Genomic DNA, 17,507 nt, shown 5'->3' on the forward strand with positions numbered 1-17,507 from the left:
CGAGATGACAGACAGCAGCAAAACAGCGCCGGTGGCGCCGCGCCACCAGCACAGCTTCACCCGCCACGGCATCACCGTGCAGGACGACTATGCGTGGCTGAAAGACGCGCGCTGGCAGGAGGTGCTGCACGATCCGTCGCTGCTGGATGCTGATATCCGCGCCTATCTCGAAGCCGAGAACGCCTATGCGGAATCCGTGCTCGGCCACACCTCACCGCTGCAGAAGAAGCTCGTCGCGGAGATGCGCGGCCGCATCAAGGAGGACGATTCCTCGGTGCCGTCGCCGGACGGGCCCTACGCTTATTTCCGCAAGTACCGCGAGGGCGGCCAGCACGAATTGTTCTGCCGGACGCCGCGCAACGGCGGAGCGGAGACCATCGGGCTCGACGGCGACGCGCTGGCGCGCGGGCATGAGTATTTCAAGTTCGGCGGCAGCCGGCATTCGCACGACCACAAGCGCGTCGCCTGGAGCGCCGACACCAAGGGCTCGGAATATTTCACCATCCGCGTGCGCGACTGGGATGGCGGCGATGATCTCGCCGACGTCGTCGAGGAGACCGACGGCGGCGCGGTGTGGTCGCGCGACTGCACGAGCTTCTTCTACGTCAAGCTCGACGACAATCACCGCCCGATGCAGGTGTGGCGGCATAAGCTCGGCACCAGGCAGGCCGATGACGTGCTGGTGTACGAGGAGAAGGACACCGGCTGGTTTACCCATGTGCACGAGTCGACCTCGGGCCGGTTCTGCGTCATCGCCGGCGGCGACCACGAGACCTCCGAGCAGCGGCTGATCGATCTCGACCATCCCGAGGCGCCGCCGCGGCTCATCGCCGCCCGCGAGAACGGCGTGCAATATTCGATTGCCGACCGCGGCGACGAGCTGTTCATCCTGACGAATGCCGATGGCGCGATCGACTTCAAGATCGTCACCGCGCCGCTGTCTACGCCCGAGCGCGCCAACTGGCGCGACCTCATTCCGCACCGCGCCGGCATCTACGTGCTCGACCACGATCTCTATGCGGGCCATCTGGTGCGACTGGAGCGCGCCAACGCGCTGCCGTCGATCGTGATCCGCGACCTGACATCCGGCGAGGAGCACGCGATCGCCTTCGACGAGGGCGCCTATTCGCTCGACGCGATGGGCTCCTACGAGTTCGATACGACCAACCTGCGCTTTGCCTATTCGTCGATGACGACGCCGTCGGAGGTCTGGGACTACGACATGGTGACGCGCGCGAAAACCTTGCGCAAGCGCCAGGAGATTCCGTCCGGGCACAATCCGGCCGACTACGTCACCACGCGCATCATGGCGAAGGCCGATGATGGCGCCGAGGTGCCGGTGTCGCTGCTGCACCGGCGCGACTTCAAGGCCGACGGCTCGGCGCCGCTGCTGCTCTATGGCTACGGCTCCTATGGGCATGCGATGCCGGCGTCTTTCAGCACCAACCGGCTGTCGCTGGTCGACTGCGGCTTCGTCTACGCCATCGCCCATATCCGCGGCGGCACCGACAAGGGCTGGGGCTGGTACCTCGACGGCAAGCGCGAGAAGAAGACCAACAGTTTCGACGATTTCTCAGCCTGCGCGCGGGCGCTGATCGCGGCCAACTACACCAGCGCGAAGCGCATCGTCGGCCACGGCGGCAGCGCCGGCGGCATGCTGATGGGCGCGGTCGCCAACCGCGCAGGTGAGCTGTTCGCCGGCATCGTCGCCGAGGTGCCGTTCGTCGACGTGCTGAACACGATGCTCGACGACACCCTGCCGCTGACGCCGCCGGAATGGCCCGAATGGGGCAACCCGATCGAGAGCGAGACGGATTTCCGCACCATCCTGTCCTACTCGCCGTATGAGAACGTCGCGGCCAAGGACTATCCGGCGATCCTGGCCATGGCCGGCCTGACGGACCCGCGCGTCACCTATTGGGAGCCGGCAAAGTGGATCGCGCGGCTGCGCGCGACGATGACCGGTGGCGGGCCGGTCCTCCTGCGCACCAACATGGGCGCCGGCCACGGCGGCGCCTCCGGGCGCTTCAACCGGCTGGATGAGGTCGCGATCGTCTATGCGTTCGCGCTATGGGCGGTGGGGCTGGCGAATCGGACGGCGTGAGCGCGGCCGACGCCGGCAATTGCCGGATGTGGCGCGGGATCGCACCCCATCGACACCGGTTGTGGAGCGGAAGCCGGGCACACCGCGCCGGCTAGACCATCTGCTCGGCGACCACCATGTAGTTCACGTCCATGTCGGTCGACAGGCTCCAGCGGTCGGCGAAGGGGCTGTAGACGACGCCGCTCTGCTCGGTGATGACCAGGCGGTTGTCGAGCAGGTATTTGGTCAGTTCGTCCGGCGTGACGAACTTGCTCCACTCGTGCGTGCCGCGCGGCAGCCAGCGCAGCACGTATTCGGCGCCGACGATGGCGAGCGCAAAGCTCTTCCAGTTGCGGTTCAGGGTCGAGACCACCATCATGCCGCCCGGCTTGAGCACGGCGGCGCAGCGGCCGAGGAAGGCGCCGACATCGGTGACGTGCTCGACGACCTCCATCGCCAGCACGATGTCGAAGCGCTCGCGCGGGTCCATCTCCTCGATCGTGGTGCAGCGGTAGTCGATCGACAGATGACCCTTCTCGGCATGCAGCCTGGCAGCGGCAATGTTGGTGGCCGAGGGGTCGACGCCGACGACCTGCGCGCCCAGCCGTGTGAACGGCTCGCACAGCAATCCCGCGCCGCAGCCGATGTCGAGCATGCGCAGCCCGGACAGGCAGTTGAGGCTCTTGGCGTTGCGCTCGAATTTCCGGCAGGCGGCATCGCGGATATAGGTCAGGCGCAGCGGGTTGATCTTGTGCAGGGGCGCCATCTTGCCCTTGGGGTCCCACCAGGTCTCGGACAGTTTCGAGAACTTCGCGATCTCGGCCGGATCGACGGTCGAGCCGGAGGGAACAGAAGGGCTGCGGGAATCCTGAGGCATTGTCATCGCTGAATACTCAATGATCGAAGCTGCGGCGCCGTACCGGGCTAACGCGCCGTGATGGCGTTCCGGAACGCCAGCGGCTCCGCGATGGTCGAAATGGTTTCCTTGCCCTCGCCCACACCCAAGATGGTGACATCGCCGTAATTGAGAACCCGTCCCATGATGCTCTGGTTGACGTCGACGCTCTCGACCTTGTCGAGGGCCATCTCGAAGGTACGGCGCTTGATGAAACCGGTTTTGTGCACGACGCGGCGATTGGTGACGTCCGTCTCGGTGGTGAGACGATGGAACCAGGCCCGGACCGTCCAATACAGCGCAACAATGGCGATGACGGCGGCGGTGGCCAGGCACAGCATGACCAGATTGTCGTTCACGGTCATGCGGGTGAGGACGAGCAATCCGAACACGACGATCCAGGCCCCGATCGCCGGAAGGTAGAACATCCAGTGCGCATTGGTCGAATACAGCACCTTCTCGCCGGGTTGCAGGATTTCGTCGATGTAACGCGCCATTCCAAGCCTCTAACCTGACCCTGTAACCTGACCCTGTCACCACAAGGAACCGTCTTGCCCCCAGCCGCGGCGCTATGTATACGCGCGTTTCGGCTGGCGCGCCTCCGGTTTCGCGCTCAGCCGGTCAACTTATCCTCCTGATGGGAATGAGCGCGTCGTCATGGGTCGCCTCGTGCTGAAATTCGGCGGCACCTCCGTCGCCAACATCGACCGCATCCGCAACGTCGCGCGCCACGTCAAGCGCGAGGTCGATGCCGGTCATGAGGTCGCCGTTGTCGTCTCGGCGATGTCGGGCAAGACCAACGAACTGGTCGCCTGGTGCACCGAGGCGTCGCCGATGCACGATGCGCGCGAATACGACGCCGTCGTGGCCTCGGGCGAGCAGGTCACGTCCGGCCTGCTGGCGATCGTGCTGCAGGGCATGGGCATCCAGGCCCGCTCGTGGCAGGGCTGGCAGATCCCGATCAAGACCAGCGACGCCCATGCCTCGGCGCGAATCGTCGATATCGACGGCTCCGAGCTGATCCAGCGCTTTCGCGACCGCAAGGAGGTCGCGGTCATCGCCGGCTTCCAGGGCATCAACGCCGAAACCGGGCGAATCACCACGCTCGGCCGCGGCGGCTCGGACACCTCGGCGGTGGCGATCGCGGCCGCCATCAAGGCCGACCGCTGCGACATCTATACCGACGTCGACGGCGTCTATACCACCGATCCCCGGGTGGTGCCGAAGGCCAAGCGGCTCGACAAGATCGCCTTCGAGGACATGCTGGAGCTGGCGTCCCAGGGCGCCAAGGTGCTCCAGGTCCGCTCGGTGGAACTGGGCATGGTCCACAACATGCCGATCTTTGTCCGCTCCTCATTCGACAAGCCCGAGGATATCGACCCGCACGCCAACCAGCCGCCGGGGACGCTGATCTGCAGCGAGGAACAAATCATGGAAAATCACGTCGTGACCGGCATCGCCTTCTCCAAGGACGAGGCCCAGATCTCGGTGCGCCAGATCGAGGACAAGCCGGGTGTTGCCGCCTCGATCTTCGGACCACTGGCGGATGCCAACATCAACGTCGACATGATCGTCCAGAACGTCTCCGAAGACGGCAAGACCACCGATCTCACCTTCACGGTGCCGGCCACCGATTACAATCGCGCGCGCGAGACCATCACGGCGGCCAAGGACAAGATCGGCTATCAGCGCCTGGATACCGCGACCGACGTTGCCAAGGTCTCGGTGATCGGCTCGGGCATGCGCAGCCATGCCGGCGTCGCCGCCAAGGGATTTGCCGCGCTCGCCGCCCGCAACATCAACATCCGTGCGATCACGACCTCCGAGATCAAGTTCTCGGTGCTGATCGACGCCGCCTACACCGAGCTCGCCGTCCGCACGCTGCATACGCTCTACGGACTGGACCAGGCCTAGAAAATCCTCCTCCGCGACCACACCTGTCCCGTTATGTGACAGCGGGACGGGCCGAAGATCGTTCGAAAGCCGTTGACGCCGCCCGCGGTGGCAGGCGTTTTGCTTGGCAAAACAAGCCCTAATTCGCTATACGCCATCGCAGGATGGCAGCCGCAAACTGTGCTCCAGTGATGGTTGTTCTGGTTCGGGCCGGCACTCTGAGCGTGCGATAGTGCCGAATCGAGAAAGCTGTTCGATGCCGCGAGTTTAGCGCCAGATCCGGCCGCGTGCCGGGCTGGCCCCAGGAAGGGGGATTGTGCCACATGCGAAGCGCGTCGGGAGGCCCCCGCGTCCTGCTCAGACGGCTTCGCGAGACCATGGCGGAGCAGGTCTCGGCACAGGAGCGGCTCGACAAGATCGTGGTGCTGATCGCGGCCAACATGGTCGCTGAGGTCTGCTCGGTCTATGTGCTGCGCGTCGACAACACGCTCGAGCTCTACGCTACCGAAGGTCTGAACCGCGACGCCGTGCACATGACCGTGCTGAGCGCGCATGAGGGCCTTGTCGGCCTCGTCGCCAGCGAGGCCACGCCGCTCAACCTGAACGACGCGCAGAGCCATCCCGCCTTCTCGTATCGTCCGGAGACCGGCGAGGAGATCTACCACTCCTTCCTCGGCGTGCCGATCCTGCGCGCCGGCAACACGCTCGGCGTGCTGGTGGTGCAGAACCGCGCCAAGCGCACCTATGTCGAGGAAGAGGTCGAGGCGCTGCAGACCACCGCGATGGTGCTCGCCGAGATGATCGCCTCCGGCGAGCTCGCAGCGCTCGCCCAGCCCGGCGCCGAGCCGGCGGCGCGGCACTCGATCCACAAGACCGGTACGGTGCTGTCCGATGGCATCGCGCTCGGCCATGTCGTGCTGCACGAGCCGCGCGTCGTCATCAACAACTACATCGCCGAGGACCTGCCCAAGGAGATCAAGCGGCTCGACGCCGCGCTGCTCAAGCTGCGCGCCGACCTCGACCGCATGCTGGAGCGCGGTGACGTCGCCGACGGCGGCGAGCACCGCGAGGTGCTCGAAGCCTATCGCATGTTCGCCAACGATCAGGGCTGGTCGCACAAGCTGCACGAGGCGGTGGCGACCGGCCTCACGGCCGAAGCCGCCGTCGAGCGCGTGCAGTCCGACACCCGCGCCCGCATGCTGCGCTCGACCGATCCGTATCTGCGCGAGCGCCTGCACGATCTCGAGGATCTCGGCTACCGGCTGCTGCGCCAGCTGGTGGGCCAGGACCACGCGCCGCGTCGTGAGCATCTGCCCGACAATGCCATCCTGATTGCGCGCGCGATGGGTCCGGCGGCGCTGCTCGACTACGACCGCAAGCGGCTGCGCGGCCTCGTGCTCGAGGAAGGCACCGCCAACTCGCATGTCGCGATCGTGGCCCGTGCGCTCGGCATTCCCGCCGTCGGCGAGGTGCCGAACGCGCCGGGCATCGCCGATCCCGGCGACGCCATCATCGTCGATGGCACGTCGGGCTCGATCTACGTTCGGCCGTCCTCCGAGATCGAATCCGCCTATGCCGAACGGGTGCGCTTCCGCGCCCGCCGCCAGGCGCAATATGGCGAGCTGCGCAACAAGCCCTGCGTGACCAAGGACGGCCAGCCGGTCGAGCTGATGATCAATGCCGGCCTGGTCATCGACCTGCCGCATATCGAGGACACCGGCAGCGCCGGCATCGGCCTGTTCCGCACCGAGTTGCAGTTCATGGTGTCCGCCAGCCTGCCGCGCTCCAGCGACCAGCTGGCGCTGTATCGCACGGTGCTCGACGCCGCCGGCCACAAGCCGGTCACGTTCCGCACGCTCGACATCGGCGGCGACAAGGCGCTGCCCTACATGGAGACCGTGATCGAGGAGAATCCGGCGCTCGGCTGGCGCGCGATCCGCCTCGGCCTCGACCGTCCGGGCCTGCTGCGCGGCCAGATCCGGGCGCTGCTGCGCGCCGGCGGCGGCCGCTCGCTGCGCATCATGTTCCCGATGATCTCGGAAGTCGCCGAGTTCGACACGGCCAAGGCGATCGTCGAGCGCGAGCTGACCTATCTGCGCCAGCACGGCCATACGCTGCCGGAGCGCGTCGACGTCGGCACCATGCTCGAGGTCCCGGCGCTGCTGTATCAGCTCGACGAGCTGCTTTCGAAGGTCGATTTCATCTCGGTCGGCTCGAACGACCTGTTCCAGTTCCTGTTCGCGGTCGATCGCGGCAACGCCAAGGTCTCCGAGCGCTTCGACACGCTGTCGACGCCGATCCTGCGGGCGTTGCAGCAGATCGTGCACAAGGCCAAGGCGGCGAAACGGTCGGTGTCACTGTGCGGCGAGATGGCCTCCAAGCCGATCGGCGCATTGGCGCTGATCGCGCTCGGCTACCGCTCGCTGTCGTTGTCGGCCACCGCGCACGGCCCTGTGAAGGCGATGATCCTCGAACTGGACGCCGGCAAGGCGGCGACGAAGATGGCCGAATGGCTGGCCGCGCCGGCCGGCAGCTTCTCGATGCGGCAGAAGCTGACCGAGTTCGCCGAGAGCGAAGGCCTCGCGCTGTAGCCGGCCTGTCGCGCCGGCCGCCTTCCGTCCGTATCGTTTGCTCCTAGATCAGATTGCAACATGTCGTCGCTTCCCGAAGCCAAACTCGATGTCCTACTCGCGCATCACGCCTCGCTCGAGGCGGAGCTGCTCGGCCAGGTCAATTCCGACCGCTACGTGCAGATCACCCGCGAGCTGGCCGAGCTCAATCCGCTGATCGACGCGGTGAAGGCTTATCGTGCAGGAGTCAAAGAACTCGCCGACACCGAGGCGCTGATCGCCGATCCCGCCACCGATGCCGAGATGCGGGCGATGGCCGAGGCCGAGCGCGACGAGCTGATCGCGCGCCGCGGCGAGCTCGAGCAGAAGATCCGTGTCGCGCTGCTGCCCAAGGACGCGATGGACGACCGCAACGTCGTGCTCGAAATCCGCGCCGGCACCGGCGGCGACGAGGCCTCGTTGTTCGCCGGCGATCTGTTCCGCATGTACGAACGGTTCGCCGCCCTGCAGGGCTGGAAGGTCGAGGTGATCTCGGCGTCCGAAGGCACCGTCGGCGGCTACAAGGAGATCATCGCCGAGGTGCAGGGCCGCGGCGCCTTCGCCAAGCTGAAGTTCGAATCCGGCGTGCACCGGGTGCAGCGCGTGCCGGATACCGAGACGCAGGGCCGCATCCACACCTCGGCGGCGACGGTCGCCGTGCTGCCCGAGGTCGAGGATGTCGACGTCGACATCAAGCAGGACGATTTGCGCATCGAGACCATGCGCGCGCAGGGCGCCGGCGGCCAGCACGTCAACAAGACCGAATCGGCGATCCGCATCACCCACCTTCCGACCGGCATCGTGGTGATGATGCAGGACAGCCGCTCGCAGCATAAGAACCGCGCCTCGGCGATGAACATCCTGCGCTCGCGCATCTACGACGCCGAGCGGCAGAAGGTCGACGCCGCGCGCTCCGCCGACCGCAAGGAGAAGGTCGGCTCCGGCGACCGCTCGGAGCGCATCCGCACCTACAATTTCCCGCAGGGGCGCGTCACCGACCACCGCATCAATCTGACGCTCTACAAGCTGCCGCAGGTGATCGCGGGCGAAGCGCTGGGCGAACTGATCGACGCGCTGACGACGGAGCATCAGGCGGCACAGCTTGCCGCGCAGGGCGCTGCGGCGTGAGCGGCGCCTGCGCGCTGCCAACCGAAGCGCGACCGTGTTGCGGCACATCAGCTGTCGTCCCGGCGAACGCCGGGACCCATCACCACAGGCATTCGTGGCTGGCAAAGGCTGCAACTCCGACCTTCCGCCTCGCAACGGCACGGCGTATGGATCCCCGCGTTCGCGGGGATGACCCGTGGAGAGAGCGCGGGCGATGACCGAGATCATCGCCGGCGCAAACATCGACTCGGCGCGGCGCGCGGTTGCGGCCCGCTTTGCGGCCGCCGGTCTCGATTCGCCGGAGCTCGATGCGCGGCTGCTTCTGGGCCATGCGCTTCAGCTCGACCTCACCGGTCTCGTAATGCATGGCCAACGGCAGCTATCCCACGCGGATGCGCAGCGTCTGGAAGCGCTGGTGCAACGCCGGCTGGTCGGCGAGCCGGTGGCGCGCCTCCTCGGAGCCAAGGAGTTCTGGGGCCTGCCGCTGCAGCTCTCGGCGGATACGCTGGTGCCGCGGCCGGACACCGAGACCGTGGTCGAACTGGCACTCGAGCATCTCGCCGCCGGCGGCGCCCTGACGCGCCCCTTGCGCATCGCCGATCTCGGCACCGGCTCCGGCGCGATCCTGCTGGCATTGCTGTCCGAGCTGCCACGGGCCCATGGCGTCGGCACCGACATCAGCGTCGGCGCGCTGGCCACTGCGCGGGACAATGCGCGCGCGCTCGGATTGGCCGACCGCGCCGGCTTCGTCGCCTGCTCCTATGCAGCAGCCCTGTCCGCTGGCTTCGACCTGATCGTGTCGAACCCGCCCTACATTCCGTCGTCCGAGATCAGCGAGCTCGACGTCGAGGTGCGCAGTCATGATCCGCTGCGCGCACTGGACGGAGGCAAGGACGGGCTCGACGCCTACCGCGCGCTGATCCCGCAGGCAGCGGCCCTGCTTCGGCCGGGCGGCGCTGTCATCGTGGAGGTCGGGCTTGGCCAGAGTGACGGCGTCGCTGCATTGATGGTGAGGGCTGGCCTGGCGGCCGATTCCTCCACGATCCGGGCCGATCTGGCCGGTATTCCCCGAACCGTCATGGGCCTAAAAAAGCTCCGGTAAAGGTCCGGGGATACGGAAAAAGCTCTTGGAATATCCCCCGGGAGCGACTACGTTCCATTCACAGCACCGGTGCAGGCCACGACGAGCGGTATTCACGGAACACCGCCGCGGTCAGATGCCAGAGAGCCACGCCGGGCGATAGGTTCCAGAACGCAGATCTGCTGAGCGCGAGAGCCGGATGGCTGCGCAGCCCGCGACTGCAAAGCGAACGAAAGCCTGACTTTGCACTTGAGGTCTTACGCTAAGCAAACTGGGTGGTCGTGGCGCATGTCGCCTTGGCTGGCTGAATGACGTGGTTCGCCGGTCCCAGGGGCTGGCGGGTGGGGAACGCGTTTTGAACGCGCTTTTGTCGAGAGAATCGGCTGTCGATCACATCGGCATGGATCAAACCGGCATGTCGGAACCGACATGGGTCGGATGGGACCATTTGGACCGCGCGCGAGGCGCCCGAGCCCGGCGAAGGTATTTCAATACGCTCTCGGTATTCCGATAACAATCAGTGCATAACAATCAGTGCTCAGACAATCGGTGCTCCTAACGCAGGGTTGGAATAAAGGCAGGACATGAGAAACGGTCAGAACAACAAGCGGATGCGCAACCGGAACAGCGGTAACAACAATAATAACCGGCGCGGCCAGAATCCGCTGACCAGGGTGTTCGAGTCCAACGGGCCGGACATCAAGATCCGCGGCACAGCCTCTCATGTCGCCGAGAAATATGTCCAGCTTGCCCGCGACGCCCGCTCCTCGGGTGACCCCGTTGCCGCCGAAAATTACTACCAGCATGCCGAGCACTATTTCCGCCTGATTGCCGCCGCGCAGGAGCAATTCCGCCAGAACCAGCCGCAGCAGCCGCGCAACACCGAGGACCTGACCGTCGACGACCTCGATGATGACGGCGAGAGCTTCTCGCATTTCGGCCAGGAGCCCGGCTTCGTTCCGGCCCAGCCGCAGCCTCAGCCCCAGCCCTTCATGCGCGACCGCGAAGGCGGCCAGCGCGAGCGCGGCGACAACCAGCCCTATCAGCGCGAGCAGCAGCCACGCGAGCATCGCGAAGCGCGTGAGCATCGCGAGCCGCGCGAACACCGCGAGCCGCGGGAGCACCGTGAACCGCGGGAGCATCGCGAGCGGGAGCCGCGCGAGCACCGCGAGCGTCCGCAGCCCGTCCAGTACCAGCCGCAGCCGCAACCCCAGCCCGTCATCGCCGACAGCGGCGTCGATCGGCTGCCGTCCTTCATCACCGGTCCGCAGCCGCAGATCGCCAATCCCCCGGCCGCCTTCGAGGGCGCTGCCGAGCGCTATCCGCGCCGCCGCCGGCGTCCGCATGGTCCGCGCACTGAAGCGGCCGCTGCTGCACCGGCGCCGAGCGAGGATCTCAATCCGGGCGAATAGCGATTACGCTCCATCATGACGAAACGGGTGGGCTCAGAGCCCACCCGTTTTTTTGTGCGGGAGGCGCGCAGGAGAACGGCCCGGGATCATCCCTCGCGCGACGGCGGACCGGCCTCGCGGCGACCGGAGCCACTGGATCCGGGGGCCGACGGCGACGGCGCCAGCACCGGTTCGAGCCGCGGGATCAGCCGGATGCGCTCGCGGCGCGCCGGGATCACCCGGTAGACCTGCTTGGTCGCCTCGACGATGTGGACACCGGCGAACGGCAGTGACAGCGCCGCGCCGACGCGCTCCCAGGCCATCGCCGATTTCAGGAACCAGCCGCCAACCGGGGGCATGAACAGCGCCTCGCCCCAGCCGGTCGGCGTGAACCAGGTCTGCCGCAGCAGCTGCGTGATCTGCGAGCGCGAATAAGGCCGGCCATGGCCGAACGGCGTGTTGTCGGTCCGCGTCCAGACGCCGCGCCGGTTCGGGATCACGATGATCATGCGTCCCGCCGGCGCCAGCACCCGCCACATCTCGCGCAGCAGCCCGGCCGGGTCGTCCGACATCTCCAGCGCATGCACGATCAGGATGCGGTCGACCGCCGCATCAGGCAGCGGCAGCGAGAATTCGTCCACCAGCGAGGCCAGCGTCGGCCGTGCCGTCGGCCATTTCAGCACCCCCTGGGCCGCCGGCATGAAGGCGATGCAGCGTTCGGAATCCTCGCGGAACAAGCCGAGATAGGGCGTGGGATAGCCGATGCCCAGCACCCGCTGCCCGGCCGCGCTCGGCCAGCGCGCGCGGATACCGCGGTTGATCAGGAGCCGCGCGACGATCCCGAGGCGACCCGAATAGAAATTTCGCAGATCGATCACGTCCATGACGTCAATGTATCATGCGGGCGCGCGCCGCCGCGCGCCCAATATTGCGTTGCGCCTCCAGCGTTAACGCCATATCTCTGGCCGGCACATCGGAGGCCGCCCGCAACGCCGCGCCCGGGCTCCGCCTCCACGACCTTCTGGCATCGCGAGCGCGACCATCGTGCCTCGCCCGGTCCCGCCGACGGAGACATCATGGCCGCCGACATCCGCGCCTTCACCTGCCTGTCCGACAATTTCGGCTATCTGATCCATGACCCTGCGACCGGTGCGACTGCCTCGATCGACGCCCCCGAGGCCGGACCGATCGTCCGGCAGTTGGACGCCGAAGGCTGGACGCTCACCGACATCCTGATCACGCATCATCATCACGACCACGTCGGCGGCGTCGCCGAGCTCAAGCAGAAATATGGCTGCCGGGTGGTCGCGCCGCACGACAAGACGACGGCGATCGCCAACGTCGATCTGCGAGTCGCCCATGGCGATGTCGTGAAGATCGGCGAATTGCTCGCGCGCGTGCTGGAAACGCCAGGCCATACGCTCGACCACGTCTCCTACGTGTTCGATGCCGACAAGGCGTTGTTTGCGGCCGACACGCTGTTCTCGGTCGGCTGCGGCCGCGTGTTCGAGGGCACCTATTCGATGATGTGGGACTCGCTGCTCAAGCTGCGCGCCCTGCCGGACGATTTCAGGCTGTATTGCGGCCACGAATACACCGCATCGAACGTCAAATTCGCCCTCACCGTCGACGGCGACAACGAGGCACTGAAAGCCCGCGCCGACGAGGTGGGACGGCTCCGTGCCGCCAACCGGCCGACCATCCCGTCGCTGCTCGGCGACGAAAAGAGCACCAACGTGTTCCTGCGCGCCGACGATCCGGCCGTCGCGCTGCGGCTGCGCATGAAGGGCGCGAGCGCCGAGCAGGTGTTCGGCGAGTTGCGCGAGCGCAAGAACAAGTCGTAGGGCTGAGGACGATGGCTCCGCTCTCGGCTGCCGACATCATCGCGCGTCTCGGTCTGCAGCCGCATCCGGAGGGCGGACATTTTCGCGAGACGTTTCGCGATCCGGCCGTCGACGCCTCCGGCCGCGCCGCATCGACGCTGATCTATTTCCTGCTTGCGCGCGGCGAGCGTTCGCATTGGCACAGGGTCGATGCAGTCGAGACCTGGCACTTCTATGCCGGGGCACCGCTGACCTTGCGGATCGCCGCCGAAGGCCAGGCGCCGCAAACGACGACGCTGGGCATCGACCTCGCAGCCGGCCAGCAACCGCAGGCGGTGGTGCCCGCCCATGCCTGGCAGGCCGCCGAGAGCAGCGGCGATTGGACGCTCGTCGGCTGCACGGTGGCGCCGGGCTTCATGTTCGAAGGATTCGAACTCGCGCCGCCCGGCTGGGAGCCGGAGGTCTGAGTCAGGCGCTCGCGCCGACGACCTTCGCGGCCGGCTCGGCGAAGCGCTCGCGCTCCTGGGCGAGGAAGCCGGAAACCGCATCGGCCGGCATCGGCTTGGCGAAGTAGTAGCCCTGGATGTAGTCCGCGCCCAGACGCCGCAGGCTGTCGAGCTGCTCCTTGGTCTCGACACCTTCGACGACGCACGAAATTTCCATGTCGGCGCAGAGGCCGGTCAGCGACTTGATGATCTTGTGGCTGATCGGATTGGCATTGACGTCGCTCACGAAACTGCGGTCGACCTTGAGCTTGTCGAGCGGCAGCCGGTGAACGTGGCTGAGCGACGAGTAGCCGGTGCCGAAATCGTCCAGCGAGATGCCGCAACCGATCGCCTTCAATGCCGCGATCGACTGCTCGGCACGAGCGAAATCGAAGGTGACGGCGGTTTCGGTGATCTCGAACTCGATGCGGCGCGGCGGCACACCGCTGGCATGGATGACGGCCAGCAGCGGAAGAACGCCGTCCGGAGAACAGATGTCGTGTGCGGAGAGATTGAACGACACGCGAATGTCGTCCGGCCAGGTCCGCGCCGCGGCGAGCGCCTTGACCAGGAGACAACGCGTCAGGCTGCGGATGACGCCGATCCGCTCGGCGGCCGGGATGAAGCTCGCGGGCGACACCGTGCCCAGCTTGGGACTGTGCCAGCGCGCCAGGACCTCGAAGCCGGTGGTGCGTGCGTTCGTGGAGTCCATGATCGGCTGAAACGCCAGATCCATCTCGGCGTCGAAATCGGCCGTGCGCAACAGATGCTCGATCACGCTGCGGCTGCGGATCTCCGCCTCGAGCTCGGTCGAGAAGATGATGGCCTGGCCGCGGGCGCGACGCTTGGCGTGGTAGAGCGCATAATCGGCGCATTCGTACAGCGCATCCGCAACCATGGCCGAGCGCGGATACAGCGCAAAGCCGGTCGAGCACGACAGGCCCGTATGAGTCGTGTCGAACTGATAAGGCAGCTTGATGAGGTCGGTGATCTGCCGTCCGAGGTTGAGCAGATCGTCGTCCGTTGGATTGCCGGCGACCACCAGTCCGAACTCGTCGCCGCCGAGCCGGGCGAGATGGACCTGGCCGCCATGGCCGGCACAGGCGTCGCGGATGCGGCGCGCGGCCTCCATCAGCACGCGGTCGCCGACCGTATGCCCATAGGTGTCGTTGATCGGCTTGAAGCCGTCGAGATCGATGATGCCGACGGCAAGCCGCGTGCCGTCCCGCTCGGCCTCGGCGAAGGCTTGCGTGAGCTCCGAGAAGAAGCGACGGCGATTGGGCAGATCGGTCAGCGAATCCAGATTGGCGAGCCGGAAGTTCTCATCCGACAGCGCTTGCGTCGCGGCCTGCTCCGCGAGCAGCGATTTGCGGCTGGCAACCAGCGCAGCGAAATCGCGGTAGTAGATGAACAGCACCGTGACCATGGCGCCGGACACGAGCAGCTGATTGACAGCGATCGCCCGCAGCGCGTGAACGCCCGTGGACATGAAGAAGACGACATAGGGGACGATGACCACGAGGGTCACGATCAGCGCCGCGGAGCGCAGATGCATGAGGCAGAAGATGATGCCGATGACCGTGACCGCCATGTAGAACGCGACCTGCCCCTTGGCGAACGGATCGCCATAGGGAAACAACGCGAACGACCAGACGACGAACAGCGCTCCGATCGGACCGGCAATCCGGTTGGTGACACGGAGGTTGCGCAGCACCTCGGCGTCGCTGCTGGCGGACTCGCCCTGCCGCAGCCACCACAGCATGCGAACGCCGGTAATCGTCGACAGCAGCGCCGGCACCGAAATCGTCAGCCACGCCGGCGCCACCGGCAGGAACGTGTAGGCGAGCGCCAGGCTGTTGGTGATGAGAATGAAATAGAGCAGCGGCACCTGCTTGGAGAACGCCTGGAACTGCGCACGCGTCAGCTCGGGATTATCGGCGGGAACGCGAAACAACTCCGCCGCGCGGGCCATGTAACGTCTCACGTCCGGCATTGCCGCCCCGTTGTCAGCACCATTTCGCAGGGACTATCGCTCAGGACGGGTAAAGGGCGGGTTAGGTGCAGAACGCGTCAAACTGTAATCGACGGTTGTGAGCTACCGGCCGGCGCGCTGGTTTTGCGCACGGTTAAGTGCGCATCAAGGATAACCGTCGGATTGGGCCGCCGAAGTTCGCATGCGAGGCCTGACTCCGCTCACCTCGCCCTTCACCCGAGCGCTCAGCGCTTGCGCAGAAGGAACATGTCCTTGGCCGCGACCAGACCGCCACCGGCGATCAGCAGCGCCGCCACGGCGATCGTCGCGCTCGGCCGCGCGTAGCCGGCAACGATCAGGAACGCCGTCGACAACAGCGGCGTCGCATAGGACGCCGCACCCAGCACCCGAATGTCGCCGCGCTTCATGCCGATGTCCCAGGCATAGAACGCAGCACCGACCGGACCGATGCCGAGACCGACAACAGCGAGCCACTGCATCGGACCGTCAGGCCAGACCGTTCGCTCGACCGCAACATGGACCAGAGCCGCGAGAGCGGACGTCGCCAGGCAGAAGCCGGCGACGGCATCGGTCGGCACCGCCTTCAGACGGCGCGAGAGCACCGAATAGATCGCCCACACGAACGCCGCGACGAAGGCGGCCGCAAGCCCCGGCAACTGGCTCGCAGCGAAGCTCGCACCGTTACCGAGCAACAGCAGCGCGGTGCCGACGAGACCGATCCCGGCACCGATCACGTGATGAACCGCGAGCCGCTCGCCCGGCAGAAAGGCCGAGAACAGCACGATCAGCAGCGGCCAGAGATAGTTCAGCAGCCCGGCCTCGGCCGGTGGCGCGAAGCGCAGCGCCAGAAAATAAAGCGCGTGGTAGCCAAACAGCCCGCCCACGCCCACGACCCACGCCGCCACCGGCTGCCGCAGCACCTGGAGCCCGGCCGCTCGGCGGATCAAACTGGCCAGGCCGACCGCACCGCCGATCGCGAAGGTCATTGCCGCCAGTTGGAAGGCGGGAATCGTGCCGGTCGCGACCGTCAACAAGGCGAGCAGCGACCACATCAGGATCGCGGTCAGACCGATCAGGGTCGCAGTGCGCTGGGACATCAGGCGGCAGGCTCCGTCACGGCCGGCTCATGCCGGCCACCCACGCCTGCGTCCGTGCGGGGAGCGTCCAAGACGTGAATGCCCGCGGCGAGCGCGGGCATCACGTTTTCCTTAGCCGCAGACGGCGGCCGGAGGCAACGCCGCCGGCGCAGATCACACCATGTACTGGCCGCCATTGACCGACAGCGTCGAGCCGGTGATGGCCCCTGCCTCGTCGGCCGCGAGGAACACCACAGCGCGCGCGATCTCCTCGGGCTCGCCGAGGCGCCCCACCGGAATCAGCGGCAGGATGGCTTTCTCGAGCACGTCCTTCGGCACCGCCTGCACCATCTCGGTGTTGATGTAGCCCGGGCAGATCACGTTGACGGTGATGCCGGCCTTGGCCGTCTCCAGCGCGAGCGCCTTGGTGAAGCCGATGTCGCCGGCCTTCGCCGCGGAGTAGTTGACCTGGCCGAACTGGCCCTTCTGGCCGTTGATCGAGGAGATGTTGATGATGCGGCCGAACTTGCGCGCGCGCATGCCCTCGATGACCGGGCGGGTCATGTTGAACAGCGAGCCGAGATTGGTGTTGATCACCGCGCTCCATTGCTCGAGCGTCATCTTGTGGAAGGCGGTGTCACGGGTGATGCCGGCATTGTTGATCAGGACATCGACGGGACCGAGATCGGCTTCGACCTTCTTGATGCCCTCACCGCAGGCCTCGAACGAGCTGACGTCCCATTTGTAGACGGGGATATCGGTCTCGCTCTTGAACTTCTCCGCAGCGGCATCGTTGCCGCCGTAATTCGCCGCGACCTTGTACCCAGCCGCCTTCAGCGCCTTGCTGATCGCCGCCCCGATACCGCGCGTTCCCCCCGTCACCAACGCCACACGTGCCATGTCGAATCCTTCCCTCGATGACTGATCGCACAGGACAACCTCTGGCTGCCACCGTGCCTACCGTTGTTATTGGATCATGAACCTCCGCGCGACCATCACCTTGCCGCACGACCATCCATGCTCGCTCAACTCCATTTTTTTAGTGGTCGATTATGCGACGTGTTTGACGGA

14 protein-coding genes are annotated in these 17,507 nt (G+C 66.4%); 8 read left to right on the top strand and 6 right to left on the bottom strand.

Features of this window, described 5'->3' with window-relative positions; all coding sequences use genetic code 11:
- The first annotated feature begins 4 nt into the window (after positions 1-4).
- Positions 5-2,104, top strand: a complete 2,100-nt coding sequence (locus ACQR1H_RS25985; protein WP_434908400.1) for a S9 family peptidase — start codon at positions 5-7, stop codon at positions 2,102-2,104.
- Between the two features lie 91 nt (positions 2,105-2,195).
- Here ACQR1H_RS25985 and ubiG read toward each other — a convergent pair whose 3' ends face one another.
- Both ubiG and ACQR1H_RS25995 read right to left on the bottom strand, forming a co-directional pair.
- Positions 2,196-2,960 (bottom strand): bifunctional 2-polyprenyl-6-hydroxyphenol methylase/3-demethylubiquinol 3-O-methyltransferase UbiG, encoded by a 765-nt coding sequence (gene ubiG / locus ACQR1H_RS25990; RefSeq protein ID WP_434874091.1) that lies wholly within the window; start codon positions 2,958-2,960, stop codon positions 2,196-2,198.
- A 47-nt stretch (positions 2,961-3,007) separates the two neighbouring features.
- Complete coding sequence (locus tag ACQR1H_RS25995; protein WP_434874082.1) at positions 3,008-3,475, bottom strand: PH domain-containing protein; 468 nt, start codon at positions 3,473-3,475, stop codon at positions 3,008-3,010.
- Positions 3,476-3,635: 160 nt separating this feature from the next.
- On the opposite strand from ACQR1H_RS25995, the gene ACQR1H_RS26000 reads away from it, so the two are divergent.
- The 5 genes from ACQR1H_RS26000 (at position 3,636) to ACQR1H_RS26020 (ending at position 11,080) form a co-directional block, all read left to right on the top strand.
- Complete coding sequence (locus ACQR1H_RS26000) at positions 3,636-4,892, top strand: aspartate kinase (protein ID WP_315801736.1); 1,257 nt, start codon at positions 3,636-3,638, stop codon at positions 4,890-4,892.
- Positions 4,893-5,194: 302 nt separating this feature from the next.
- A complete protein-coding gene (ptsP, locus tag ACQR1H_RS26005) occupies positions 5,195-7,462 on the top strand; it encodes a phosphoenolpyruvate--protein phosphotransferase (RefSeq protein WP_315715187.1) in 2,268 nt (755 codons plus the stop codon).
- A 60-nt stretch (positions 7,463-7,522) separates the two neighbouring features.
- Positions 7,523-8,608 (top strand): peptide chain release factor 1, encoded by a 1,086-nt coding sequence (gene prfA, locus ACQR1H_RS26010; RefSeq protein ID WP_316179225.1) that lies wholly within the window; start codon positions 7,523-7,525, stop codon positions 8,606-8,608.
- 193 nt (positions 8,609-8,801) lie between these two features.
- A complete protein-coding gene (prmC, locus tag ACQR1H_RS26015; RefSeq protein ID WP_434881362.1) occupies positions 8,802-9,689 on the top strand; it encodes a peptide chain release factor N(5)-glutamine methyltransferase in 888 nt (295 codons plus the stop codon).
- A 563-nt stretch (positions 9,690-10,252) separates the two neighbouring features.
- Positions 10,253-11,080, top strand: a complete 828-nt coding sequence (locus ACQR1H_RS26020) for a DUF4167 domain-containing protein (protein WP_315801739.1) — start codon at positions 10,253-10,255, stop codon at positions 11,078-11,080.
- 86 nt (positions 11,081-11,166) lie between these two features.
- On the opposite strand, the gene ACQR1H_RS26025 is transcribed toward ACQR1H_RS26020, so the two are convergent.
- Positions 11,167-11,943 carry a class I SAM-dependent methyltransferase gene (locus tag ACQR1H_RS26025; RefSeq protein WP_315801740.1) on the bottom strand — a complete coding sequence of 259 codons (777 nt, stop codon included), beginning with the start codon at positions 11,941-11,943 and terminating at the stop codon, positions 11,167-11,169.
- Between the two features lie 192 nt (positions 11,944-12,135).
- Here ACQR1H_RS26025 and gloB point away from each other — a divergent pair, with 192 nt between their 5' ends.
- Entirely contained in the window at positions 12,136-12,903 is a 768-nt protein-coding gene (gloB, locus tag ACQR1H_RS26030; protein ID WP_434896150.1) for a hydroxyacylglutathione hydrolase, read from the top strand.
- Positions 12,904-12,914: 11 nt separating this feature from the next.
- The gene (locus ACQR1H_RS26035) at positions 12,915-13,349 is read left to right on the top strand and encodes a cupin domain-containing protein (RefSeq protein ID WP_434887833.1); all 435 of its coding nucleotides are present in this window, start codon (positions 12,915-12,917) and stop codon (positions 13,347-13,349) included.
- A gap of 1 nt (position 13,350) precedes the next feature.
- Here ACQR1H_RS26035 and ACQR1H_RS26040 read toward each other — a convergent pair whose 3' ends face one another.
- The 3 genes from ACQR1H_RS26040 to ACQR1H_RS26050 form a co-directional block, all read right to left on the bottom strand.
- Entirely contained in the window at positions 13,351-15,360 is a 2,010-nt protein-coding gene (locus tag ACQR1H_RS26040) for a putative bifunctional diguanylate cyclase/phosphodiesterase (protein WP_434908401.1), read from the bottom strand.
- 224 nt (positions 15,361-15,584) lie between these two features.
- On the bottom strand, positions 15,585-16,457 hold the full coding sequence (yddG, locus tag ACQR1H_RS26045) for an aromatic amino acid exporter YddG (protein WP_434908402.1): 873 nt from the start codon (positions 16,455-16,457) through the stop codon (positions 15,585-15,587).
- A gap of 153 nt (positions 16,458-16,610) precedes the next feature.
- On the bottom strand, positions 16,611-17,336 hold the full coding sequence (locus tag ACQR1H_RS26050) for a beta-ketoacyl-ACP reductase (RefSeq protein WP_315801745.1): 726 nt from the start codon (positions 17,334-17,336) through the stop codon (positions 16,611-16,613).
- Positions 17,337-17,507 lie beyond the last annotated feature (171 nt).

It is taken from the genome of Bradyrhizobium sp. HKCCYLRH2015 (genome assembly GCF_051168215.1).
In the GTDB taxonomy this organism is placed as follows: domain Bacteria; phylum Pseudomonadota; class Alphaproteobacteria; order Rhizobiales; family Xanthobacteraceae; genus Bradyrhizobium.